The 23022-nt window shown below is 52.4% G+C and carries 24 protein-coding genes and 2 tRNA genes; 15 read left to right on the top strand and 11 right to left on the bottom strand.

The window, feature by feature from the left end; genetic code table 11:
- The first annotated feature begins 7 nt into the window (after nt 1–7).
- On the top strand, nt 8–610 hold the full coding sequence (gene cobO, locus ACLHV8_RS06720) for a cob(I)yrinic acid a,c-diamide adenosyltransferase (RefSeq protein ID WP_208594471.1): 603 nt from the start codon (nt 8–10) through the stop codon (nt 608–610).
- Nucleotides 611–657: 47 nt separating this feature from the next.
- Here cobO and ACLHV8_RS06715 read toward each other — a convergent pair whose 3' ends face one another.
- Entirely contained in the window at nt 658–1563 is a 906-nt protein-coding gene (locus ACLHV8_RS06715; RefSeq protein WP_049008330.1) for a LysR substrate-binding domain-containing protein, read from the bottom strand.
- A 482-nt stretch (nt 1564–2045) separates the two neighbouring features.
- Nucleotides 2046–2133: transfer RNA gene (locus ACLHV8_RS06710), tRNA-Ser, on the bottom strand.
- A gap of 279 nt (nt 2134–2412) precedes the next feature.
- On the opposite strand from ACLHV8_RS06710, the gene ACLHV8_RS06705 reads away from it, so the two are divergent.
- The 5 genes from ACLHV8_RS06705 (at nt 2413) to ACLHV8_RS06685 (ending at nt 7548) form a co-directional block, all read left to right on the top strand.
- Entirely contained in the window at nt 2413–3549 is a 1137-nt protein-coding gene (locus ACLHV8_RS06705) for a D-alanyl-lipoteichoic acid biosynthesis protein DltD (protein WP_108090321.1), read from the top strand.
- A 128-nt stretch (nt 3550–3677) separates the two neighbouring features.
- Nucleotides 3678–4796, top strand: a complete 1119-nt coding sequence (locus ACLHV8_RS06700; RefSeq protein ID WP_049008462.1) for an MBOAT family O-acyltransferase — start codon at nt 3678–3680, stop codon at nt 4794–4796.
- On the top strand, nt 4793–6226 hold the full coding sequence (locus ACLHV8_RS06695; protein WP_208594470.1) for an AMP-binding protein: 1434 nt from the start codon (nt 4793–4795) through the stop codon (nt 6224–6226). Before ACLHV8_RS06700 ends, ACLHV8_RS06695 begins: the two co-directional genes overlap by 4 nt.
- 17 nt (nt 6227–6243) lie before the next feature.
- Nucleotides 6244–6462, top strand: a complete 219-nt coding sequence (locus ACLHV8_RS06690) for an acyl carrier protein (RefSeq protein WP_008499867.1) — start codon at nt 6244–6246, stop codon at nt 6460–6462.
- A 249-nt stretch (nt 6463–6711) separates the two neighbouring features.
- Nucleotides 6712–7548, top strand: a complete 837-nt coding sequence (locus tag ACLHV8_RS06685; protein WP_028019198.1) for an alpha/beta fold hydrolase — start codon at nt 6712–6714, stop codon at nt 7546–7548.
- Nucleotides 7549–7592: 44 nt separating this feature from the next.
- Here ACLHV8_RS06685 and ACLHV8_RS06680 read toward each other — a convergent pair whose 3' ends face one another.
- From ACLHV8_RS06680 to ACLHV8_RS06670, 3 genes are all read right to left on the bottom strand, one after another.
- The gene (locus tag ACLHV8_RS06680; RefSeq protein WP_028019199.1) at nt 7593–7850 is read right to left on the bottom strand and encodes a YjhX family toxin; all 258 of its coding nucleotides are present in this window, start codon (nt 7848–7850) and stop codon (nt 7593–7595) included.
- 290 nt (nt 7851–8140) lie between these two features.
- Nucleotides 8141–8228: transfer RNA gene (locus ACLHV8_RS06675), tRNA-Ser, on the bottom strand.
- A gap of 130 nt (nt 8229–8358) precedes the next feature.
- The gene (locus ACLHV8_RS06670; protein WP_049006719.1) at nt 8359–9987 is read right to left on the bottom strand and encodes an ABC transporter substrate-binding protein; all 1629 of its coding nucleotides are present in this window, start codon (nt 9985–9987) and stop codon (nt 8359–8361) included.
- 268 nt (nt 9988–10255) lie between these two features.
- On the opposite strand from ACLHV8_RS06670, the gene yccA reads away from it, so the two are divergent.
- Both yccA and tusE read left to right on the top strand, forming a co-directional pair.
- A complete protein-coding gene (gene yccA, locus ACLHV8_RS06665; RefSeq protein WP_023335168.1) occupies nt 10256–10915 on the top strand; it encodes an FtsH protease modulator YccA in 660 nt (219 codons plus the stop codon).
- A gap of 87 nt (nt 10916–11002) precedes the next feature.
- Complete coding sequence (gene tusE / locus ACLHV8_RS06660; RefSeq protein WP_028019201.1) at nt 11003–11332, top strand: sulfurtransferase TusE; 330 nt, start codon at nt 11003–11005, stop codon at nt 11330–11332.
- Here tusE and yccX read toward each other — a convergent pair.
- The 3 genes from yccX to ACLHV8_RS06645 are packed head-to-tail and all read right to left on the bottom strand — an operon-like array spanning nt 11329 to nt 12978.
- A complete protein-coding gene (gene yccX / locus ACLHV8_RS06655; protein WP_049006717.1) occupies nt 11329–11610 on the bottom strand; it encodes an acylphosphatase in 282 nt (93 codons plus the stop codon). The two genes, tusE and yccX, sit on opposite strands and share 4 nt — an antisense overlap.
- Before the next feature lie 11 nt (nt 11611–11621).
- Nucleotides 11622–12410, bottom strand: a complete 789-nt coding sequence (locus ACLHV8_RS06650) for an AraC family transcriptional regulator (RefSeq protein ID WP_049006715.1) — start codon at nt 12408–12410, stop codon at nt 11622–11624.
- A 10-nt stretch (nt 12411–12420) separates the two neighbouring features.
- The gene (locus ACLHV8_RS06645; RefSeq protein ID WP_049006713.1) at nt 12421–12978 is read right to left on the bottom strand and encodes a kinase inhibitor; all 558 of its coding nucleotides are present in this window, start codon (nt 12976–12978) and stop codon (nt 12421–12423) included.
- A gap of 173 nt (nt 12979–13151) precedes the next feature.
- Here ACLHV8_RS06645 and rlmI point away from each other — a divergent pair, with 173 nt between their 5' ends.
- Nucleotides 13152–14342, top strand: a complete 1191-nt coding sequence (gene rlmI / locus ACLHV8_RS06640; RefSeq protein ID WP_028019205.1) for a 23S rRNA (cytosine(1962)-C(5))-methyltransferase RlmI — start codon at nt 13152–13154, stop codon at nt 14340–14342.
- A 60-nt stretch (nt 14343–14402) separates the two neighbouring features.
- Nucleotides 14403–14720 (top strand): heat shock protein HspQ, encoded by a 318-nt coding sequence (hspQ, locus tag ACLHV8_RS06635; RefSeq protein ID WP_008499919.1) that lies wholly within the window; start codon nt 14403–14405, stop codon nt 14718–14720.
- Between the two features lie 36 nt (nt 14721–14756).
- Here the strand turns inward: hspQ and ACLHV8_RS06630 are convergent, their stop codons facing one another.
- Entirely contained in the window at nt 14757–15170 is a 414-nt protein-coding gene (locus ACLHV8_RS06630; protein WP_049006710.1) for a CoA-binding protein, read from the bottom strand.
- A 173-nt stretch (nt 15171–15343) separates the two neighbouring features.
- Between ACLHV8_RS06630 and csgI the strand changes: the two genes are divergently transcribed.
- Entirely contained in the window at nt 15344–16006 is a 663-nt protein-coding gene (gene csgI, locus ACLHV8_RS06625) for a curli synthesis inhibitor (protein ID WP_028019207.1), read from the top strand.
- 80 nt (nt 16007–16086) lie between these two features.
- Nucleotides 16087–16545 (top strand): methylglyoxal synthase, encoded by a 459-nt coding sequence (gene mgsA, locus ACLHV8_RS06620; RefSeq protein ID WP_049006707.1) that lies wholly within the window; start codon nt 16087–16089, stop codon nt 16543–16545.
- Nucleotides 16546–16603: 58 nt separating this feature from the next.
- Here the strand turns inward: mgsA and helD are convergent, their stop codons facing one another.
- Complete coding sequence (gene helD, locus ACLHV8_RS06615) at nt 16604–18658, bottom strand: DNA helicase IV (RefSeq protein ID WP_208594469.1); 2055 nt, start codon at nt 18656–18658, stop codon at nt 16604–16606.
- A gap of 123 nt (nt 18659–18781) precedes the next feature.
- Between helD and ACLHV8_RS06610 the strand changes: the two genes are divergently transcribed.
- A complete protein-coding gene (locus tag ACLHV8_RS06610; protein ID WP_023335159.1) occupies nt 18782–19228 on the top strand; it encodes a YccF domain-containing protein in 447 nt (148 codons plus the stop codon).
- 19 nt (nt 19229–19247) lie between these two features.
- A complete protein-coding gene (gene yccS, locus ACLHV8_RS06605; RefSeq protein ID WP_049006702.1) occupies nt 19248–21410 on the top strand; it encodes a YccS family putative transporter in 2163 nt (720 codons plus the stop codon).
- Here the strand turns inward: yccS and ACLHV8_RS06600 are convergent.
- Entirely contained in the window at nt 21367–21993 is a 627-nt protein-coding gene (locus ACLHV8_RS06600; RefSeq protein WP_049006699.1) for a TfoX/Sxy family DNA transformation protein, read from the bottom strand. The two genes, yccS and ACLHV8_RS06600, sit on opposite strands and share 44 nt — an antisense overlap.
- Nucleotides 21994–22209: 216 nt before the next feature.
- Between ACLHV8_RS06600 and sulA the strand changes: the two genes are divergently transcribed.
- Nucleotides 22210–22719: an SOS-induced cell division inhibitor SulA gene (sulA, locus tag ACLHV8_RS06595; RefSeq protein WP_049006697.1), complete on the top strand. Its 510-nt coding sequence runs from the start codon at nt 22210–22212 to the stop codon at nt 22717–22719.
- Nucleotides 22720–23022: the final 303 nt, after the last annotated feature.

The following is a 23022-nucleotide window of genomic DNA, read 5'->3' as shown; positions in this document are numbered from 1 at the left end:
AGCCATTATGGAAGCGCGAGCTAACGCAGACAGACACCGCCAACGGCAGCAAAAGCGTAAAGAGCAGGTTGATACCCGCGTAGCGGCGGCGACAGAGAAGAGAGGAATTCTGATCGTCTTCACAGGTAACGGAAAAGGCAAGTCCACTGCTGCCTTCGGCACGGCAACGCGTGCCGTCGGACACGGTAAAACCGTTGGCGTCGCGCAGTTTATTAAAGGTCAGTGGGATAATGGCGAATACAACACCCTGCATCCGCTCGGCGTCGAGTTTCACATTATGGGCACCGGCTTTACCTGGGAGACACAAAACCGGGAGACGGATATTGAAGCCGCAACGGCAGTGTGGCAGGAGAGCAAACGCATGCTGGCTGACCCGAGTTACGACCTGGTGGTTCTGGATGAACTCACCTATATGCTGGCTTATCACTATCTGGATACTCAGGAGGTGATCGCGGCGGTTGAGAATCGTCCGGTGCAGCAGACCGTGATCGTCACCGGACGCGGCTGCCACTCGCAATTACTGGCGCTTGCCGACACAGTTAGCGAAATGCGCCCGGTAAAACACGCATTTGACAGCGGTATTCAGGCACAGGAAGGCATTGACTGGTAAGCATGTCGGTACCGGATGGCGCGCTATGCTGTCGCCATCCGGTATTTTTACTCCACCGGAGACACTACTGATTTTTGAAGTAGCCACTCGCGGAAGGTCTGTAACGGCAGGGATTGAGCCTTTTCCTCCCGCCACGTCATGATGAAGCGGTTACCGGTGCGGATGGGAACATCACAGGGGATAACCATCTCGCCACAGTCCAGGTCATGCTGGATGGCGAAGCGGGGAAGCAGCGCGACACCAAGATTCGATCGCACTGCGGCAATCAGCATCGAGAGGAGGTCAAAACGCGGGCCAAGATTCACATCCGGACTGGTAATACCGGAAAGCGCAAACCACTCCTGCCAGCCATTGATGCGAGTGCTTTGGTGTAACAGTGGAAATTCCCTTAGCAGCTCCTCAACCCCCAGTTTCTGCTCCGCACTGGGGAGCAAGCTTCGGCTGCAGACCGGCAGGATCTCCTCTTCAAATAAATAATCGACCTCCGACCACGGAGGACAAAAATCTGCGCGCATAATAGCCGCATCGTATTCACGATTTAAAAAATCGCCGATATTAGCCAGCGAGTGAATGTTGACAATAATATCAGGATTTAATTTATTAAACTCCCATAAATTGGGGATCAGCCAGTGCGTACTGAAGGTAGGATTTACCGCTAACTCCACCACCTGAACGGCAGGCTGCCAGCTCATTATCATATTTGTATCGCGCTCCAGCCTATTAAGCGTCTCTTTCACGATATTCAGATAATGCTTTCCAGCTGCATTTAGAAAAATCCGTTTTTTGGCATGGTTAAATAATGAGGTGTGTAAAAACTCCTCCAGGGCCGTCACCTGTCTGAACACTGCACTCTGCGTTAACGCCAGCTCTTCTGCCGCGCGGGTATAGCTTTCGTGACGCGCCACAACTTCGAACGTCACCAGCAACTCGCTCTTGGGGATTTTTCCTCTCATCATGTCTTCCATTCATGGTGGATAATAGTAATTTTTTGAAGCGAATAAACCCTGCTTCAGAACGATACCGCCATTATATTTTAGTTATGTTCTGTCGGCAGTGATCCACACCATGATTTAATCAGTTTTGCGCGTCAGGCCAAACTATTTGCAGAAAATTAAATGAAACATGAAAAATTATTAAGAACCTGTTCACTTTTATGTCTCACGTAATGGAGACAGCGTCTTATTATACGAAAAACCGTATGGGCATTAAAAATAGTAATAGCCAGGTCTGGACGTTAAAAAAATATAAAACAAAACATTATGCTAAAAATTGAGCAGGTTTTTTGTCCTGTTGACAACACGCTGCGCGCCCTGCAGCTGATACACACTGTGTATGGAAGAACACCGTTCCAGCGCCACATCAGCATGACTGAATCGCATGCTGAAACCGGCTAAAACAAAAAACCCAGGTCGCATAACGACCTGGGTTTCGAATTTGGCGGAAGCGTAGAGATTCGAACTCTAGAACCCTTTCGGGTCGCCGGTTTTCAAGACCGGTGCCTTCAACCGCTCGGCCACGCTTCCAAAGTGAGGCGCACTATAAACATCTATTAGCGCCTTGTAAAGCAGGAATTTTTCTATTTTTACCCGCAGGCGTTTAACTGCGCAAAAAGTCACCCAGGTGCTTACCTCACATCAGTCTCTGCGCCCTTGTACATACCGTAACACAGCAACGCTCATCCGTTTAAATCGCTCTGGTATAGAATGCCACATAAACAGACGGCCTTTTGTTGTGTAATTGTTATAAATCGAAATGACAACAGACTTCAAAAAATTACTGTCATGTAATCTTACTGGTTGATGATGAAAATCAAAAATACGCTTTGCTTACACATCCTGATGGCGACACTGGCCATTTTGTTCCTGTGTGTTCACCCGTTGGTGACAAGCTTCGATCCGCCCCTCGCCTTTCAGCCACTGATTAAATCAATGGCGGGCACACCTAAAGAACAAGCGGAAAAAATAGCCACCATTTCCCATGCCTTAGAAGGGAATGCTATTTTCTTCATCGGTGCATCAGAGGTCGCCACCTCTGAAGATGAACATTACGCTGTATATAATTACTTTAATAAGCAATTGCACAAGCCCGTCGTGGCGTATGGCGATGCGTTTGTCGATGACGAAACGCAATTCTTACTGTTCTCACGTTTTAAAAATAGCCTTAACGCAAACAGTAAAGTTGTTATGCTTCTGGCGCCTGACAGTTTTTACTCAAAAGGTCTGCCTCCTGCTATCTATGCCGATAATTTCCCCGGTTCTATTTTTAATCCGCTGATGAAAGATCCGCAGGCGCGACCGCTGCTGGTTAATTATTTAAAGCATATTGATAGTAAAGACATAAGCCATTTAACCTTTGGCCAAATGCGTGTCTTTGGCTGGCACCCCGATCTGATGTGGGACGAGCTGAGCTTCCAGTTTGCGAACGTCTGCACCCTGATAAAAAACGACTGGCTGGCGCTGCTCAACATCACGCCCCAGACGGTACAGCCCTGGCCGCAGCAGCCAACCACCCACATCGCCCCAGACTGGGATAAAGAACTGGCGAACGCGCGCGAGTTAAATAAAAAACGCCAGCAGAGCGCGGCCACGCTGTGGATGGACAAAACGATTTACGAAGAGGACGGTAAACCGCAACAGTGGGATGACACGCCGGTCGTGCCTGCGCAAATCGCCGCGTTCAGTAAAACCGTTCAGCTGCTGAAAGAACGTCACGTGCAGGTGATTGCTATCGTCGACCCGGTTAATCCCTGGGCACTTTACAATACCGATACCTTCCGCCCGGTTGATAAGCAAATTAAAACCATTCTGGAAAAGAACCAGATCCCTTATTTAGATATGTACGCCATGCCTTATCAGAATGGCTGGAACTGGGATCGTTTGCACCCTTCCGAACTGGCCTGGGTTCCTATGATTCGCTTTATTGCACAGAGTTTTAAATGATGAAAATCGCGATCCGTCTTTTTTTCCTTTATCTCCTGTTGGCAATCACCGTTGTCGCATGGACCTCTGTTGATGACAGCATGAGCATGCAGCTGCATTTTGAATATCAAAAGTTCTGAGGCCGAATGATGTATAGCTCAGGAATGTTTTTTGTCTATTTGTTTTCATCCGCCCTGGTGTTTGCGGCGGTTAACCGCGTATTACGCCATCGTCTGACCTGGTTATCAGCATTCTCCATACTGACAGCATTAGGTTGGGGCTATATTTTTCAGGGTGATTACCTTGTTCCCGTAGCCGTTTTTTTCAGTTTTTACGTTTTCGCCACGTTAAAAGCCAAAGGATGGTTAAAAACGTGGCAGGCGGTCGTTTTAACATTATTGCCGTTGTTCCTGGTGAAATTACACTTAAATAATCACTGGGGCATGATTGGCCTCTCTTTTATGACGTTCCGCGCAATTGATGTATTGCTCTATCGCAGTAAAAAAGAAGGCCAGAATTTCCTGCATTATTTCTGCTATCTCTTTATGCCTTTTATTATCCTGGCTGGCCCTATGTACCGCTGGCGGACATGGATGAATGATGTCAGCAAGCCCGTGTTTGCACTTAACCGTGAACAGTTTTTAGTCGCGTTAGAGCAAATCATTACCGGCATTATCCAGAAGTTCCTGTTTGCCATGCTGATCGATTCGCTTGTCGTGCAGCCCTGGAGCCATAAGCCATTTACGCTGACCGTGGGCGTGGTGATGTCGATTGCCTATAGCGCCTACCTCTACTTTGATTTTGCAGGTTACAGCAATATGGCCATCGGCGCAGGCCGCCTGTTCGGGCTGAATATTCCGGCAAACTTCAATATGCCGCTTCTTGCGAAAAACCCGCAGGATTTCTGGCGTCGCTTCCACATCAGCCTGTCTGAATGGCTGCGTGATGTGGTCTTTATGCCCGTCTATATGAACCTGATGAAGGTCAATTTTTTCCGCCAGAACAAAACGCTGGCGCAAAATATCGGTATTTTTTGCACCCTGTTCTGTATGGGGGCATGGAATGGCCTGGAACGCCATTACGTCATTAGCGGCGCGCTGTTTGGCGCAATTTCTGTTGCTCATAACATGCTGCTGTGGTCAGCCAAACGCAGCCCGGCATTGAACCGCGGCTTGCAGTATCCGGCTGTTGCGTTTTTGGGGCGAATTCTGACGCTGGGAAGCGCCGCGGGCTCCCTTTACATCTTTAGTGGAATGTCACCTCTATGAAAAATCACTCTGATCTTCAGGAACTGCAGGATTTCTTACGTGCAGCATTGTTCGATCCTGCCTCTCCGCAGCAGCTGGCCATCACCGGCAGCGACGAAGCCTTAAGCTGGTTGCAACTTTCCTCCGCCGTGGCGGACTGGGCGCAGCGTTATCGACGCTGCCAGCCTGGCGACGGCACACCGGTGGTACTGTACGGTCATCAGCAGGCTGAGTTCGCGGTGGCTATTTATAGCTGCCTGCTGCACAACATTCCGTACATCCCGGTGGACTGTATTTATCCGCAGGAACGACTGCGTGAGATCTGCCATCTGGCCAGTGCCCCTTACTACTATGACGTGGCAACAAAGCAGTTCATTGCCACCGGCGAGGCGGGCAAGGTTCTGGAGGAGCAGGATCTGGCCTATATCATGTTTACCTCAGGCAGCACCGGCAAGCCTAAAGGGGTGCAGATTGGGCGTGAAAGCGTGTGGCACTTCATGAAGTGGGTCAGCCAGGACTTTTCACTGCCGGAAAAACCGGTCCTGATGAACCACGCGGTGTTCAGCTTTGATCTCTCCCTGATCCCTTTGCTGGCAAATCTGGCAATGGGCGGACATATCGTGCTGAATGCCAAAGACGATATTCAGAAAGAGAACTGGCTGGAGCGACTGAAAATCAACGCCGTTTCAGCCTGGGTTTCCACCCCCTCTTTTGCATACCAGCAGCTGCTTTCACCGCAGTTCAACAGCGAATATTTGCCTGCACTGAACGTCTTTATCTTTATTGGTGAAGTGTTAAATAAAGCGCTGGTTAAACAGTTACGCCGCCGTTTCCCGCAGGCCAAAATCATTAACTCCTATGGCCCAACGGAAGCGACCATCGCGACAACCGTGGTCGAGATAACGGATGAGATCCTCAACAGCGACAGAGCCGTGCTGCCGGTTGGGGTCATAATGCCCGACAGCAGAATGGAAATTTCCGCCGAGGGCGAGCTGATTATCTGGGGTAAAAACGTCATGCGCGGCTACCTCGGTCTCCCTCAGGAGAACGCAGCAAAATTATTGCGTCGGGAGAGTGAAATGTTCCGCGGTTACCGGACAGGCGATCTGGGCTATGAAGATGGGCTCATCTATTGCCAGGGCCGCAACGATAGCCAGGTCAAGCTGAATGGCTACCGTATTGAAATCAACGAGATTGAAAACCGCCTGCTGGCTATGTCCGGCATCAACGAAGCCGTGGTACTGCCGCTGATGAAATCCTGCGGCAGCGTGCTGCGCATTGCCGCATTCTGCGTGACGGATATGGCGCCGGAGGCGATCAAAACCTCGCTGTCGAAGGTAGTTCCACCCTATATGGTGCCTTCACAAATTATCGTAAAAGACGCTTTGCCGCTGAATCCTAACGGCAAAATTGACCGCAAGTTGCTGGACGCTTACGCCCGCACAAATTAATAACTCCAGGAAAAATTATGGAACAAGAAATTCTCGCCCTGTTCGAAAAAGTGTTATCCCGCAAGGTGGGCTTTCACGATGAACTGATTGAATCCGACATTCTCGACTCCATTCTGGCGGTCGACATGGTACTGGAAGTGCAGGACGTTTACGGCTGTATGATCCCTCCAACAGACGTCGCAACGGTGCTGAAAACCCCGGCGGATCTGGCCCGCTATATTGAAGAAAACCGCTAAACGCCCCTGACGTTAACGTTGTTCTGAAGGCTCTGGAGGGTTGCTCCAGGGCCATCATTCGCTCCCTCCTCTGGCCTCCAGGCAAAATGAATGCCTTTCACAGAAATGAAACCTACTGCTTTTATTTTCTCCTACACTTTAGGAGTACTGTCGGTACGGAAAACATAAAAAGCCAACTTAATTAAGACATTATGATTCGCTTTGCACTCGGCATGCGATCGTGTTGTCTATAACAGAGGAGTCTGCTGTATGGCATTCGTAACCACGAAAGACGGCGTCAACATTTACTACAAAGACTGGGGCCCAAAAGAGGCTCAACCCATTGTTTTCCACCACGGCTGGCCGTTGAGTGCCGATGACTGGGATAACCAGATGCTCTTCTTCCTTGCAGAAGGCTATCGCGTTATCGCTATCGATCGTCGTGGTCATGGGCGTTCGGACCAGGTGAGTGAAGGTCACGATATGGATCATTATGCGGCAGATGCGTCAGCCGTGGTTGAAAGCCTGGATCTGCACAATGCCGTGCACGTCGGTCACTCCACCGGCGGCGGCCAGGTCGCCCGCTATGTCGCCCGGTACGGTCAACCGCAGGGCCGCGTCGCCAAAGCGGTACTCGTCAGCGCCGTGCCACCTCTGATGGTAAAAACGGAGACGAACCCCGGCGGAACGCCCATCGAGGTTTTCGACGGCTTCCGCAAAGCGCTGGCGGCTAACCGCGCTCAGTTTTACCTCGACGTCGCCAGCGGTCCTTTCTACGGTTTTAATCGGGACGGGGCAGACGTTTCGCAGGGTACGATCCAGAACTGGTGGCGTCAGGGAATGATCGGAAGCGCCAGGGCCCACTATGAGGGAATTAAGGCGTTTTCTGAGACCGACCAGACGGAAGATTTAAAAACCATCACGGTCCCCGTTCTGGTGATGCAGGGCGACGACGATCAGGTCGTGCCCTATAAAAATGCAGCCCTTCTGCAGGACAAGCTGCTGGCGAACAGCGTGCTGAAAATTTATCCGGGCTTCCCGCACGGGATGCATACCACCCATGCGGACACCATCAACGCTGATATTCTGGCCTTTATTCGCTCTTAAACGTCACGTTCAACGCCCCCCAAAGGTGGCGTTGTTTATTTCGCTTAGCGATTATCCAACTCGGCCCGGACGTTGTTCAGCCCGGTGGTATTGATGCGGTAAGGCTGCCCGTTCACGGAACGGATCAGCTTTTTAGTGCGAAGTTTTTTAAAGACGTTAAGCGTGCAGTCGCTCAGCACCAGTCCTTCACGGGTATAGCACTCAACGGAAGTAACGCGGCCTGAACTGTCGCGGACGTGCACAATACGTCCACCTTTGGCGAGAACGTGTAAGGTACGTTGTTCCTGACGGGATAAATTCATACTGGAAAACCTGTGTAATCATCATGCGTAAAAACGAGCCCACACCCACAGGTGCGTGCGTAAGGTTTAAGCGCAGCGATAATCAGTCCGTCCTGAGAAGGGCGGGAAACTGATTATCTGATGAACACATTCTCCAGCATCAAAGCCTCGGTAAGAGATGAAAAAATATTTACGAGATGAATGATAACGTCTGGTTTTTACCGGGAAATAACGAGGTTTTAAAAGTGTGAGCAGGATCGTTCAATCAAAAAGAAAAACCCCAGGTCAACGAGTAACCTGGGGTTTATATCTGGCGGAAGCGCAGAGATTCGAACTCTGGAACCCTTTCGGGTCGCCGGTTTTCAAGACCGGTGCCTTCAACCGCTCGGCCACACTTCCTAAGTGAGGCGAACTATAAACACCTCACCGTGTGCTGTAAAGAGTACAGCCATTCGTTCGCTGTAAAAATAGTCAAAATGTGTTTAATCGGTTGAACTGACGACACATCGACGATTTTATCAGCACTGGCTTAATGTTTTTTGATGTACATGTCTTTAGTGAAATAGTACCCCAGCTTATCCGGCGTAAATCCCCCTACCCAGGGTTTCACCAGGTGCGTACGGACGTAGTGATAAACCGGAATAGCCGGCACATCGCGTCCCAGTAAATCTTCCGCCTGCTGGTAGAATTTGCCGCGCTCAGCCGTGGTTTTGGCTTTTGCAGCGTTAACCAGGGCCTGATCGTATTCCGGGTTGCTGTACTGACTGGTGTTTTCGCTGTCACCGGTACGGAAGTTGTTCAGGAACGTCGCCGCATCGTCGTAATCGGCAATCCACGCGTAGCGCACCGCATCAAAGTTGTGGGTGTGCATGGTATCCAGCATGGTTTTCCACTCCTGATTTTGCAGCTTCGCGTCCACGCCGAGATTTTTCTTCCACATGGAGCTGGCCGCAATGGCGATGCGCTGGTGCGATTCAGAGGTGTTGTAGAGCAGGTTGAAGCTCAGCGGATGGCTGGCGTTATACCCGGCCTCGTTCAGCAGCTTTTTCGCCTCAGCGATGCGCTTGTCCAGCGGCCAACTGGCGTAATCCGGATTCTGTAGCTTAACACCGCCAATATCGGGCTGGCTGATGAGCCACGCCGGGCGCTGCCCCTGCCCTAATACTTTCCCGGCAATAATGTCTTTATCCAGCGCCATGTTCAGCGCCTTACGCACGCGTGCGTCGTTGAACGGCGGCCGGGTGGTATTGAATTCATAGTAATAGGTCGCCAACTGCGGAGAGACATCCAGTTGAGTGCCCAGGGTTTTCTTGAGCTGAGCGAACTGGTTGATCGGCACCGTATATACAATATCAATTTCGCCCGCTTTATAGCGGTTTACATCCGAGGCCTCAGACGTGATGGGCAGATAGGTTACTTTGTTGATGACAGTGTGTGCGTTATCCCAGTAGCGCGGGTTGCGCTCCGCCACGATGCGTTCATTGACCACCCACTGCGACAGCTTATACGCCCCGCTGCTGACGAAATGCTCCGGTTTGGTCCACTTGTCGCCGAACTGACCAATCAGCACTTTATCCACTGGCACCAGCGACGGGTGCGCCAGCATCGCGAGGAAAGCCGCGTTTGGCTGCGTGAGCGTCACCTCCAGCGTCGTGTCATTGATTGCTTTTACGCCCAGCGTATCCGGCGCTTTTTTTCCCTGGGCGATATCGGCCGCGTTAGCGATATGCATGTTCCCCGGGTAACTGGCATACGGTGAAGCGGTTTTCGGGTCGATCAGGCGCTGCCAGCTCCAGACCACATCATCTGCGGTAATGGCCGTGCCGTCGCTCCAGGTGATGCCCGGGCGCAAATGGAACGTCCAGACGGTATTGTCCTTGTTCTCCCATTTTTCCGCCAGTCGGGGCTGGACTTCGCCTGTCGGGGAGACGCTTACCAGTCCTTCGAATAAATCACTGATAATATTGAATTCGACATCGCTTTCGACTTTATGCGGGTCGAGCGAAGCCGGTTCACTGCCATTATTCCTGACCAGTTCCTGTTTCTCTGCCAGTTGGGTTCCTGCTGGCACGTTAGCCGCCCAGGATGCCGTGCTGGCGCACAGAATCCCGGCGGTTAGCAAAGAGAGCGTAAAGTGAGTGCGTGTTTGTGGTTTCATGTCCTTCGCCTTATTGTCTGTTTATGACGATCCGGAGATAACTCTTAGCGTTCTAATGGTAATAACGCAATATTTTTCAGTAACCTATAAGAGGTTGATCTGATAAATACTTGCAAACCGCTGTTCATACTGGTGAAACGGACTTCTGCAGATGAAATAACCACCTCAAGCGCTAACGTACTGAGTAAAGATGGGTAAAACCACTTTGAGAGTGGCGCGCCGTTTCCTATTCTTTCCGTTAATTACATCTGTCATAAGAGAGTGACTCATGGATCGTATAATTACTTCCTCACGCGACCGCACATCGCTACTCAGTACCCACAAGGTGCTGCGCAATACCTATTTCATGCTTAGCCTGACGCTGGCGTTTTCAGCGATCACTGCAACCGCCAGCACCGTGCTGATGCTGCCGTCTCCGGGGCTGATCCTGACGCTGGTGGGCATGTATGGTCTGATGTTCCTGACCTACAAAACCGCTGACAAACCCGTCGGTATTCTGTCCGCGTTTGCCTTCACCGGCTTCCTGGGCTACATCCTGGGGCCGATGCTGAACGCGTATCTGTCTGCCGGAATGGGTGACCTTATCGGCATGGCGCTGGGCGGTACCGCGCTGGTGTTCTTCTGCTGCTCAGCCTACGTGCTGACCACCCGTAAGGACATGTCCTTCCTCGGCGGCATGCTGATGGCGGGTGTCGTGGTGGTGCTGGTGGGTATGGTGGCAAACATCTTCCTGCAGCTGCCGGCCCTGCATCTGGCGATTAGCGCCGTGTTTATTCTGATTTCTTCAGGCGCGATCCTGTTTGAAACCAGCAACATCATTCGCGGCGGTGAGACAAACTACATCCGCGCTACCGTGAGCCTGTATGTGTCGCTGTACAACATCTTCGTCAGCCTGCTGAGCATCCTGGGCTTCGCCAGCCGCGATTAAGCCACAGCGCTGTGAACCTGGCCCCGCTTATGCGGGGCTTTGTTTTTTGGTACACTGTTGCGGTTTTTGACTGACGTGTGAATGATTATGCTGAGTTTTGAAGGCAAAGAGATTGAGACCGATAACGACGGTTATCTGAAAGAGAGCAGCCAGTGGAGCGAAGCGCTGGCGGAAGTGATTGCAGAGAAAGAAGCCATCACCCTCTCCCCCGAACACTGGGAAGTGGTGCGTTTTGTCCGCGAGTTCTATCTTGAATTCAACACCTCTCCGGCTATCCGCATGCTGGTCAAAGCCATGGCCAATAAGTTCGGCGAAGAGAAAGGCAACAGCCGCTATCTCTATCGCCTGTTCCCTAAAGGCCCGGCAAAGCAGGCCACCAAAATTGCCGGCCTGCCAAAACCGGTGAAGTGTATTTAGTAGCGAATACCGAAATTAACGTATTCCCGACCGGGTTGATGCGGTTCTGTTAACACCTTATCAACCCGCGCGCTGCGCGGACCGCCCGCTTTCAGCCACGCCACCAGCTTATCGACCTGCTCCGCTTCGCCGCAGGCCACCACCTCAACGCTGCCGTCATCCATGTTTCGCGCGTATCCCGTTAGCCCAAGCTCAATCGCTTCGCGCTGGGTGCTGTAGCGGAAGCCGACGCCCTGAACGACACCGTGAACCCAGGCGATGGTGCAGACTTTTGCCATTTTGCTTCTCCTTAACGTAGCGTTTTCGGTAAACAGCCATAGTGTTGCCGGAAACGGGCGGTGAAACGAGAACTGGAAAGATACCCACATTGTAATGCGATTTCGCCAATCGGTAATCGGGTTGACTGTAACTGTGACAGCGCAACGGCCATCCTCACCTCCTCCACAATCTGGCGAAAGCTCTGCGACTCTTCACGTAACCGTCTGCGAAGCGTCGGCACGCTCAAGGCCAGACGGCTGGCGATGTCCTGCGCGGTCCAGGCTCTGGCGGGCGACAGCATAATGAACTGCCGCACCTGTTCGGTCAGGTTAATATTTCGCTCAATAAGCAGCGGACCTGCCACGCCATCATGCAGCAAGGCAAGTAAAAGACCAAAGGCCTGATGCTTTTGTAGCGCCTCTGGTAAATCCTGACGCACGGCATGCAGCAGGTTATCCCACATAAACGCCAGCCCCTCGCTCAGTGGGGCACAGAGCGAATGTAGCGTCGTGCGCGGCCAGGATTTCAGATAATGCGCTTTAAACTCGGCAACGATCTCCGGAGACAACATCAGCAAGTCCGATCGAAACATGCCGTTCGCGGGCTGATTGATAATCTCCATCACCGTATTAGCAGGGATAATGATGAGCTCATCCCGTGTCGCCACCAGCCGGTTGTCATCCTGAACAATTACCTTACTGCCGTGCGTAATATGACAAATAGCCGGAAAAAAGAGTTTGACCTGATGCAGGCGATGCATTTTGCTGGCACTCACTTCACCCGCCGTGAGATGTTTATGTCGAAAATGGAACTCCTGCACTCCGCCATCCTTATCTACTGTAGGTCGCTGTTAACTCAGCCTTTGCCAGCACGTGACTATTGATCATAAAGCCGACCAGCGCGCCGCTGGCATTTTTGTCGACGGGCAGTTTATCCACGTCCAGGGCCCAGACGGTAATCTGATAGCGATGAGGCTTATCCCCTGCGGGTGGACATGCACCGCCGAAACCAGAATAGCCGAAATCATTACGTCCCTGCACAACGCCGGCAGGTAATTTCTCGCCGTTCGGGTTACCGGCATCAGCGGGCAGCGTCATTGTCTTCGCCGGGATATTGGCTACGGTCCAGTGCCACCAGCCGCTACCGGTGGGCGCATCCGGATCATATACCGTGACGGCAAAGCTTTTCGTCGCGGCGGGCGGATTTTTCCATGCCAGCTGTGGAGAGCTATTTCCACCGTGGCAGCCAAATCCCTCAAACACCTGCTGTTGCGCCAACCGGCGTTCGCCAGAGATATCCTGGCTGGTAATGCGGAAAGGCGTTGCTGCTAAAACCTGAAAACTCATTGCCGCCAGAGCGGTTATTGCGATTGCACTGCGCTTTTTCATGGGGGTTTCCTTTGCTGAACCGGAAGCCCTAAGGTAAAGCATGCGACAATGCCGTAATGTGCTTAAGCGATTTGATTTTGTGCCGAAACGCTCAACGGTATCCGCAGATGATTGCGCCTTGCTGAATGTGCTACTCTACGCGCCATTTCCTGAAATCGACAGAACAGCAAATTATGAGCGTACGTTTAGTGTTAGCCAAAGGGCGCGAGAAGTCATTACTGCGCCGTCATCCCTGGGTCTTTTCCGGCGCGGTTGCCCGTATGGAAGGTAAAGCCAGCCTCGGTGAAACCATTGATATCGTTGACCATCAGGGGAAATGGTTAGCGCGAGGTGCTTACTCGCCTGCGTCCCAGATCCGTGCCCGCGTCTGGACCTTCGATAAAGATGAAACCATCGACATCGACTTCTTCGTTCGCCGTCTGCAGCAGGCGCAGCAGTGGCGCGACTGGCTGGCAAAACGCGACGGACTGGACAGCTACCGCCTGATTGCCGGTGAGTCCGACGGCCTGCCGGGCGTCACCATTGACCGCTTTGGTCACTTCCTGGTGCTACAACTTCTGAGTGCTGGTGCTGAATATCAACGTGCGGCGTTGATTAGCGCGCTGCAAACGCTGTTCCCGGAATGCGCCATTTACGACCGCAGCGATGTGGCGGTGCGCAAAAAAGAGGGCATGGAGCTGACCCAGGGTCCAGTGACAGGCGAGCTGCCGCCTGCCCTGCTGCCGATTGAAGAGCACGGCATGAAGCTGCTGGTGGATATTCAGGGCGGCCACAAAACGGGTTACTACCTCGACCAGCGCGACAGCCGTCTGGCGACGCGTCAGTACGTTGCCAATAAACGCGTGCTGAACTGCTTCTCCTATACCGGTGGTTTTGCCGTTTCAGCGCTGATGGGTGGCTGTGCTCAGGTGGTGAGCGTGGACACTTCGCAGGAAGCGCTGGACGTGGCAAAGCAGAACGTTGAGCTGAACAAGCTGGATGTGAGCAAAGCTGAATTTATTCGCGATGATGTCTTCAAACTGCTGCGTAAGTATCGCGATCAGGGCGAGAAATTCGACGTTATCGTCATGGACCCCCCTAAGTTTGTGGAAAACAAAAGCCAGCTGATGGGCGCATGCCGCGGGTATAAAGATATCAACATGCTGGCCATTCAGCTGCTGAACCCGGGCGGCGTGCTGCTTACGTTCTCCTGCTCTGGCTTGATGACCACAGATTTATTTCAGAAAATCATCGCCGATGCCGCAATAGATGCTGGCCGTGATGTACAATTTATAGAGCAGTTCCGTCAGGCAGCCGATCACCCGGTGATTGCTACCTACCCGGAAGGGCTCTATCTGAAAGGGTTTGCCTGTCGCGTCATGTAACTTGAAAAGAGAAATATTGCCCGCACATAACGTGTAAGTCGTATTTCCCGGGAGGTGACTATGATTGCCAGCAAATTCGGTATCGGCCAGCAGGTCCGCCACACTTTGCTAGGGTATTTGGGTGTGGTCGTGGATATCGACCCGGAGTATTCTCTTGATGAACCGTCTGCAGACGAGCTGGCGGTAAACGCCGAGCTTCGCGCTGCGCCCTGGTATCATGTGGTGATGGAAGGTGACGATGGACAACCCGTTCACACCTATCTTGCTGAAGCGCAGCTGAGTAGCGAACTACAGGAAGAACATCCGGAGCAACCCACGATGGATGAACTTGCTCAGACTATCCGCAAACAGTTACAGGCTCCACGCCTGCGGAACTAAGCGTGTAAGAAAGCCCGATTATCGGGCTTTTTTTTATTACTTCGCCAGCCCCAGACGGGGGATTTCAATCGCCGGGCAGCAGTCCATCACCACGTTCAAACCAGCCTCGCGAGCCAGCACAGCAGCCTGCTCGTTAATAACCCCTAACTGCATCCACAGCGTTTTCGCGCCGATAGCGATGGCCTCTTGCGCCACTTCCCACGCCGCCTCAGAATTGCGGAAAACATCAACCATATCCACTTTCTCAGGTACGTCGTTTAGGGTGGCGTATCCTTGCTGGCCCAGTAAGCTTTTACCGGCCACCTTCGGTGACACCGGGATAACGTGATAACCCTGATCGAGAAGGTATTTCATGACCCGATAGCTTGGACGATCCGGTTTATCGCTCGCGCCCACCAGCGCAATGGTGCGCGTGGAGGTCAAAATCTCGGCAATATCGTTCTCTCTCATGGTTTGTCTCCTGGTTTTTTTCAAAGTGTACGCCAAAGCGCACATCTCAACCATCCATCCCATACAGATGTATGAGGGCAAAACCGTGAAATATGTCTATATGTTAGTAAAGATGATTTTCGAAAGATTTAGATACATTAATGCAACATCAGTATTTCTGACAGGAGCCTTCTATGAAAACCGGAATTGCCACTGCTGTGATTGCATTAGTGATGCCGGTTTGCGTCTTTGCGACCACGCTCCGGCTCTCTACCGACATTGATCTGCTGGTTCTGGACGGAAAAAAAGTCTCCAGCTCATTATTACGCGGCGCAGACAGCATCGAGCTAGATAACGGGCCTCATCAGCTGGTCTTCCGGGTAGAAAAGTCGATCGGCCTTGCTAATCATGAACAACGGATGTACATCTCCCCGCCGCTGATCGTCAGTTTTAATACCCGTCAAATCAGTCAGGTGAACATCACCCTGCCCCGCCTTGAAACGGAGAAAGAGTCTGCGGCCTTTGACACCTCGCCACGCGTTGAGCTGCTGGATGGCGATGCGATGCCCATTCCGGTGAAGCTTGATATTCTGGCGTTGACAACATCCCCTAAAGGGCCGGATTATGAGGCCGCAACCCAGACCTATAACAAAGCAGGTAAACGCGCATCGCTTCCCCAGTTTGCCACTATGATGGCAGACGACAGTACGCTGTTATCCGGTGTATCTGAACTGGATGTCATTCCTCCTCAGTCCCAAACCCTGACGGAACAACGCCTTAAATTCTGGTTCCAGCAGGCCGATCCGGATACGCGAGCCCGCTTTTTACAATGGGCGAAGCAACAACCTTCATCATAAGCCACATTTTTTTCGCCTTTCTCTTGCAGCGTCAGACAGTTCCCGTCATCGTGTAGCCAGTTAACCTGATGGATACGATTATGGAACTGACAACACGCACGCTACCTGAACGCAAACACATTGCGCTGGTTGCGCACGACCACTGTAAACAAATGCTGCTTAACTGGGTTCGCCGCCATCAGTCTTTGCTGGAAAAGCACACCCTCTCGGCGACCGGTACAACCGGTAACCTGATCCAGCGCGAAACGGGTCTTGAGGTCAATGCCATGCTGAGCGGCCCGATGGGTGGCGATCAGCAGGTAGGTGCCCAGATTTCTGAGGGGAAAATTGATGTGCTGATTTTCTTCTGGGATCCGCTGAATGCGGTTCCGCATGACCCGGACGTGAAGGCACTGCTGCGCCTTGCCACCGTCTGGAATATTCCAGTGGCGACTAACCTTTCAACGGCGGATTTTATCATCGAATCGCCGCAGTTTAACTCGCCGGTTGATATCCTTATTCCGGACTATCAGCGTTATCTGTCTGAAAGATTAAAGTAAATTTTAAGCCGGGTGGCGGCTACGCCTTACCCGGCTCACAAAAACAAGCCTGGCGACGTTACGGCTTGCGCACCACCGGCACATCAATATTCTTCAGAATATCAACAAACACCGACGGCTCTTCTTTATTGAACAGCAGCCACACGCGGTGACGCGCGCGGGTGATGGCCACATACAGCAAACGCCGCTCTTCGGCATCCGGAAAATCTTCCGGCATCGGCAGTAAAGCCTGCTCCATGACTGACTCACGAGCCGGAGCCGGAAAACCGTCGCTACCGTCTTTCAGCCCTATAACAATCACATAGTCGGCCTGCTGGCCTTTACTGGCGTGGATCGTCATAAATTCAAGCTGCAGTTTCGGCCAGCGCGTGGCCGCTTTCTCCAGCGCTGCGGGTTTCAGATGATGGTAGCGGGCCAGCACCAGAATACGTTCATCGGGCTTCGCATAGCCGCTGAGCTTGTCCAGTAGCGGTTCAAGTTGGTCATCCGCCAGCAGGGTGACCGCTTTTTTATCTCCTGGCCGCAGGCTATTAAGCGGCTTGGCCAGCTGATGCGGGTTCTGCTGGATAAAGCGATTGGCGATTTCACCAATACGGGAATTGAAGCGGTAGGTGGTATCCAGATCGCTACGATCGCCTTCGCCAAAATAGTGATGAAACGCGGTGGTTAGCGAAAGCTGCGCGCCGCTAAAGCGGTAGATGGCTTGCCAGTCATCCCCTACGGCAAACAGAGAGGTATGTTTATTTTGCGCCCGTAACGCCGAAAGCAATGCTGCGCGTTGCGGTGAGATATCCTGGAATTCATCCACCAGAATATGTTTCCACGGGCTGACAAAGCGCCCCTTCTGAAGAAGGATAATGGCCTGATGGATAAGGCCAGAGAAATCGACAGCATTTTCCGCCTTCAGAGCAGTTTTCCAGGCTTTTAGCATCGGAGCCATCAGTTTAACCCGCTTTGAAAACAGATCGCGGATCTCCTCCGGCGCACTTTCAATCATTTCAGCCTGCGATCCGCCGTGCATTCGCATCAGGCTTACCCAGCGGTCAAGTCTCGAGCCCAGTCGACGCGCCAGTTTTTCATCCTGCCAGAAACTGCCCTCAGGCACCTCCCAGTTGAGTTCTTCCTCCAGCCACTGACGCCATCCTTTCGCCTGCGCCTTTTTCTCACTGCACTGCTGGCGCCATGTTTTGATAAACAAAGCCTGACGCGCCTGCGTGTCGTTTTCGAGTTTACTCACTGCAGGCACTTTTTTGCTGCCCTGCTGAATGATGTACAACGCCAGAGCATGGAAGGTTCTGGCCGTAATATCCCGGGTGTGCAGGCGCTCCTGGATACGCTCGTCCATCTCCTCGGCAGCTTTGCGGCCAAAAGCCAGAAGCAGAATTTGTTCAGCGACGGCTTCCCCGGTTGTCAGCAGCCAGCCCGCGCGCGCCACCAGCACCGATGTTTTACCGCTCCCGGCCCCTGCGAGCACCAGCAAGGACTGCTCACCATTAACCACCGCGCGCGCCTGGGCCGGGTTGAGCGGAGAAGACTCCACCGTACTGAAAAAGTCGGCGTATTGGGTGAGCATGGCGTCCGTCCAGGCCTGATTATGGGCGAGCCGGCTTTTATCCTTATCATTCAGCCAGGCCTGGCACTGACGCCAGGCATCGCGGCAATTGTCGAACTCATCGAGACGCGTCACGGATACCGGCAGCGCGGAGAGCGCCTGCCTGATTTTTTGCTGTAACCCGGCGGTCTGCTGGCGGGTAAGCCATGTTTGCTGCGCGTTGCTTTGCGCAATATCATCCAGCACCTGCTGCAGTACCTGGGCGGCAATCACGCTCATGTCCTGGCTCCACTGCTGCCAGAGCGCGTTCAGATGATGATGGAAACGCTGGGTCTCCACCCACTCGGTGCCGTGAAGACGCACGACTTTATCGTCAGGCAGAACGAACTCCAGTTCCCCCCACACCAGCCCACGTTTGCAGTGGATAGCCAGAAGTTGATTAAACGGAATAAGGTATTCATGGCGTTCTCCGGAGACTTTCACCCCGGCATTGAGGAGAACAACCCTGTCATAGGGGTGTTGCGCCAGGCGTTTGCCTAATGAAGTTGCTTTCAGTTCCATGTCCCGCCAAATCCACAAAGAGATAATTTACCTGACAGTTTAACTGCCAGTTTTAAGGTGCTCCAGCCTAAAAAAACGTTACAATCATTAGGCGTTAATTTTATCGAAAGGAAGTGAGGATTTATGCGTACCGTTCTGAATGTGTTGAATTTTGTACTGGGGGGTTTTGCCACCACCCTTTCCTGGCTTTTTGCCACGCTGGTGAGCATCGTCCTGATTTTCACACTCCCTCTGACCCGCTCATGCTGGGAAATCACCAAACTATCCTTCATCCCGTATGGAAATGAAGCCATCCACGTTGACGAGCTGAATCCCGAGAGCAAAAACGCGTTGATGAATACGGGCGGCACCCTGCTCAACATTCTGTGGCTGATATTCTTCGGCTGGTGGCTGTGCATCATGCATATTTTTGCGGGTATTGCCCAGTGCATCACGATTATTGGTATTCCGGTCGGGATCGCGAACTTTAAAATCGCCGCGATCGCCCTTTGGCCCGTCGGGCGCAGGGTTGTTCCGGTTGAAGTGGCTCAGGCAGCACGTGAAGCAAACGCTCGTCGTCGTTTTCAGTAAATAAGGACTGGCCGCGCTTATGCTAAGCCCACTGCTTCGCCGTTATACCTGGAACAGCACCTGGCTTTATAACGTCAGGATTTTTATCGCGCTTTGCGGCACGGTAGCTCTGCCGTGGTGGTTGAATGATGTCAAGCTCACCATTCCGCTCACGCTGGGGGTGGTTGCGGGGGCGCTGGCGGATCTGGACGATCGTCTGGCCGGACGTTTGCGTAACCTGGTGATTACGCTGGTCTGTTTTTTTATTGCGTCCGCTTCCGTTGAGTTGCTCTTTCCGTGGCCCTGGCTGTTTGCCCTGGGTCTTACGCTCTCAACCAGTGGCTTTATTTTGCTGGGCGGCCTTGGGCAGCGCTATGCCACCATCGCGTTTGGTGCATTGCTGATCGCCATTTACACCATGCTGGGCGTTTCCCTGTACGACCAGTGGTACCAGCAGCCGGTTCTGCTGTTGCTGGGTGCCATCTGGTATAACCTGCTAACGCTAACCGGTCATCTGATCTTCCCGGTACGCCCTCTGCAGGATAACCTTGCCCGCAGCTATGAACAGTTAGCTCACTATCTGGAGCTAAAATCCCGGCTTTTCGACCCGGATATCGAGGAAGAAAGCCAGGCCCCGCTCTACGATCTGGCTCTGGCAAACGGCCAACTGGTTGCCACCCTTAACCAGACCAAAGCGTCACTGCTTACCCGTCTGCGCGGCGATCGCGGCCAGCGTGGGACGCGAAGAACCTTACACTACTACTTTGCCGCCCAGGATATACATGAGCGTGCCAGCTCCTCGCATGTTCAGTATGCCGCCCTGCGAGAAAAGTTTCGGTACAGCGACGTGATGTTCCGCTTCCAGCGTCTGCTGTCCATGCAGTCCCAGGCATGCCAGCAGCTCGCACGCTCTATTCTGCTGCGCACGCCTTATCAACATGACCCCCGTTTTGAACGTGTGTTTAGCCATCTTGATGCGGCAATTGACCGCGTTCAGGCCAGCGGGACGTCACCGGAACATATTAAAGCGCTGGGATATCTGCTGAATAACCTGCGGGCGATAGATGCTCAACTGGCGACCATTGAGTCAGAACAGGCGATGGCGCTACCCGGGAGTGATGCGGAAAATCAGCTTGCGGATGACAGCGTCCACAGCTTTAGCGATATGTGGCTGCGGCTGAGCCGAAACTTTACCCCAGAGTCGGCTCTCTTCCGTCACGCGGTGAGAATGTCGCTGGTATTGTGCGTCGGTTATGCCTTTATCCAGATAACCGGGTTGCAACATGGCTACTGGATCCTGCTGACCAGCCTGTTCGTTTGCCAGCCGAACTACAATGCCACCCGGCACCGCCTTGCGCTGCGTATTCTCGGCACGCTGGTCGGCGTCGCCATTGGGCTGCCGGTCCTCTATTTCGTGCCGTCCATTGAAGGCCAACTGATCCTGATCGTGATCACCGGTGTGTTGTTCTTCGCCTTTCGCAATGTGCAGTACGCCCATGCCACCATGTTCATCACGCTGCTGGTTCTGCTCTGCTTTAACCTGCTGGGTGAAGGGTTTGAAGTCGCGCTGCCCCGCGTGATTGACACCCTGATTGGCTGTGCGATCGCCTGGGCGGCTGTCAGCTTTATCTGGCCAGACTGGCGTTTCCGTAATTTGCCACGCGTGTTAGACAGGGCTATGAATGCCAACTGCCGGTATCTTGATGCCATCCTTGAACAATACCATCAGGGCCGCGATAACCGTCTGGCTTACCGGATCGCACGCCGGGATGCGCACAACAGCGATGCTGAACTAGCCTCGGTTGTCTCTAATATGTCAACAGAGCCTCGTGCCACCGCAGAGATTCGTGAGACAGCGTTCCGCCTGCTCTGTCTGAATCATACCTTTACCAGCTATATTTCTACGCTGGGTGCCCACCGTGAGAAACTCACCAACCCGGGTATCCTCGCCTTGCTGGATGACGCAGTCTGTTATGTCGACGACGCACTTCATCACCGGCCAGCGGATGAACCCCGTGTTCAACAGGCTCTGGATGAACTGGCTCAACGTATTGCCCATCTGGATCCCGGAAACGACAGCAAAGCGCCACTGGTTCTTCAGCAAATTGGTCTGCTTATCGCTCTGCTGCCAGAAATTTGCCGACTGCAACAGCAAATCGCTACCTGGAGGAGTGATTCTCCTGTGGCTCAGGCAGCGCATTAAACCACTCCGTCAGCTCCCGGCGTATTCCCGCCGGGAGTGCCGCTTCATGAAGTCCCTCAATGGCACCTTCCAGCGCGAAAAGCACTTTAATACTGAGTGCTTTATTTTTTGCCCGCATCTTCAGCCAGCTCGCTTTCGCACCCAGCGTCCGAAGCGTTTCTTCATCGGTAATACCCGCTTCAAAAAGCAAGACTTCAAGCTGAAACGTCAGGTTCGGGAGATCCTTAAGCCGATTTCGTTGATGACGCTGAGAGCGTTCTTTTCTTGCCGCTCTCAGTGCGAACGAGGAGAGCTGAAGCAGCCGCTCTCTGTCCTGCCACAATCCGTCATCCACGCGATAATAGTTCAGAAGCACCGGACGCCCCCGTTTCATGAGTGTCAAAAACGAGGCGGCATTCTTTACACAGTATTTCGCACTTTCCTCACAGGCGCGGAGGTAGAGTTCTCCCTCTGACACCATGGCAAAGACCGCATCATCCACTGCCAGGGTATAGCCTCCAAACAGTGCCCGATGTTGAATGTCCCCCAGCGGAGACAGATATTCCTGGGATTTATAGATCCGTTCATAAGATATCTTTTTCATGATATTTCCTTATAAATCAAAAATTAACAACGATGTTTCTTACTAGCGGATCCGTTAGCAGGAAAATAGGCAACTTATCGCTGTTGGGCAAGATGATTTTTCAAGGGGCATCAATATTGAATGAATTTTGCGAGTCGCTTTCCGAAAATGAGGTTGATCTTTATGCATACAGGGGTTACTGTATATCCATACAGTAACTACAGGGCTGGAATGAATATGCACACTTCAGGCTATGCAAATCGCTCAACCTTTCTCTCTTCTACCGCTGGCAACGTTGCGCAGAGCACCGTCGGCAGTGCTTCGACAGGGCTTATTAGCGAAGTGGTTTATCGTGAGGACCAGCCTCTGTTAACTCAACTGCTGCTGCTGCCGTTATTACAACAGCTTGGACAGCAGTCCCGCTGGCAGCTTTGGCTGACGCCACAGCAAAAACTGAGCCGGGAATGGGTTCAGTCCGCTGGCCTTCCGCTGGCAAAGGTCATGCAAATTAATCAACTCTCGCCGTGTGATACCGTTGAGTCGATGATCCGCGCATTACGCACGGGAAATTACAGTGTGGTGATTGGATGGTTACCGGAAGAATTGACGGAAGAGGAACATTTTCGTCTGACTGAAGCGGCTGAAGAAGGTAATGCGATCGGGTTTATCATGCGCCCGGTTCATCCAGATTCTTATCGCAGAGGACAACTTTCTGGGCTAAAAATTCACTCAAATTTGTATCATTGAGTGAAATTAAGATTTTTCCTGGAATTTTTTTTGACCACAAGATGTGCTTTTAGTTCCCGGCCTCAAAATTGCGGCAAGGCTTGTCTGGTGCGGTTCTCCTTAATTTTATTGCACAAAATTCGCGCAAAAAATGTTAAATAATAGGTATACGGAACTTTTTTTTTCATATGCCTGACGGACTTCACACTTGTAAGTTTTCAGCTACGTTGTAGACTTTACATCGCCAGGGTGCTCGGCCTAAGCCGAAGATATCGGTAGATTTATATTTGACCACGCCCCCGGTGAAGGATTTAACCGTGATTC

The sequence above is a fragment of the Enterobacter sp. CPE_E863 genome (genome assembly GCF_046521465.1).
Taxonomy (GTDB): Bacteria; Pseudomonadota; Gammaproteobacteria; order Enterobacterales; family Enterobacteriaceae; genus Enterobacter; species Enterobacter adelaidei.
Note: the sequence above shows the minus strand (reverse complement) of the source record. Positions and strands in the feature narration are given on the sequence as shown.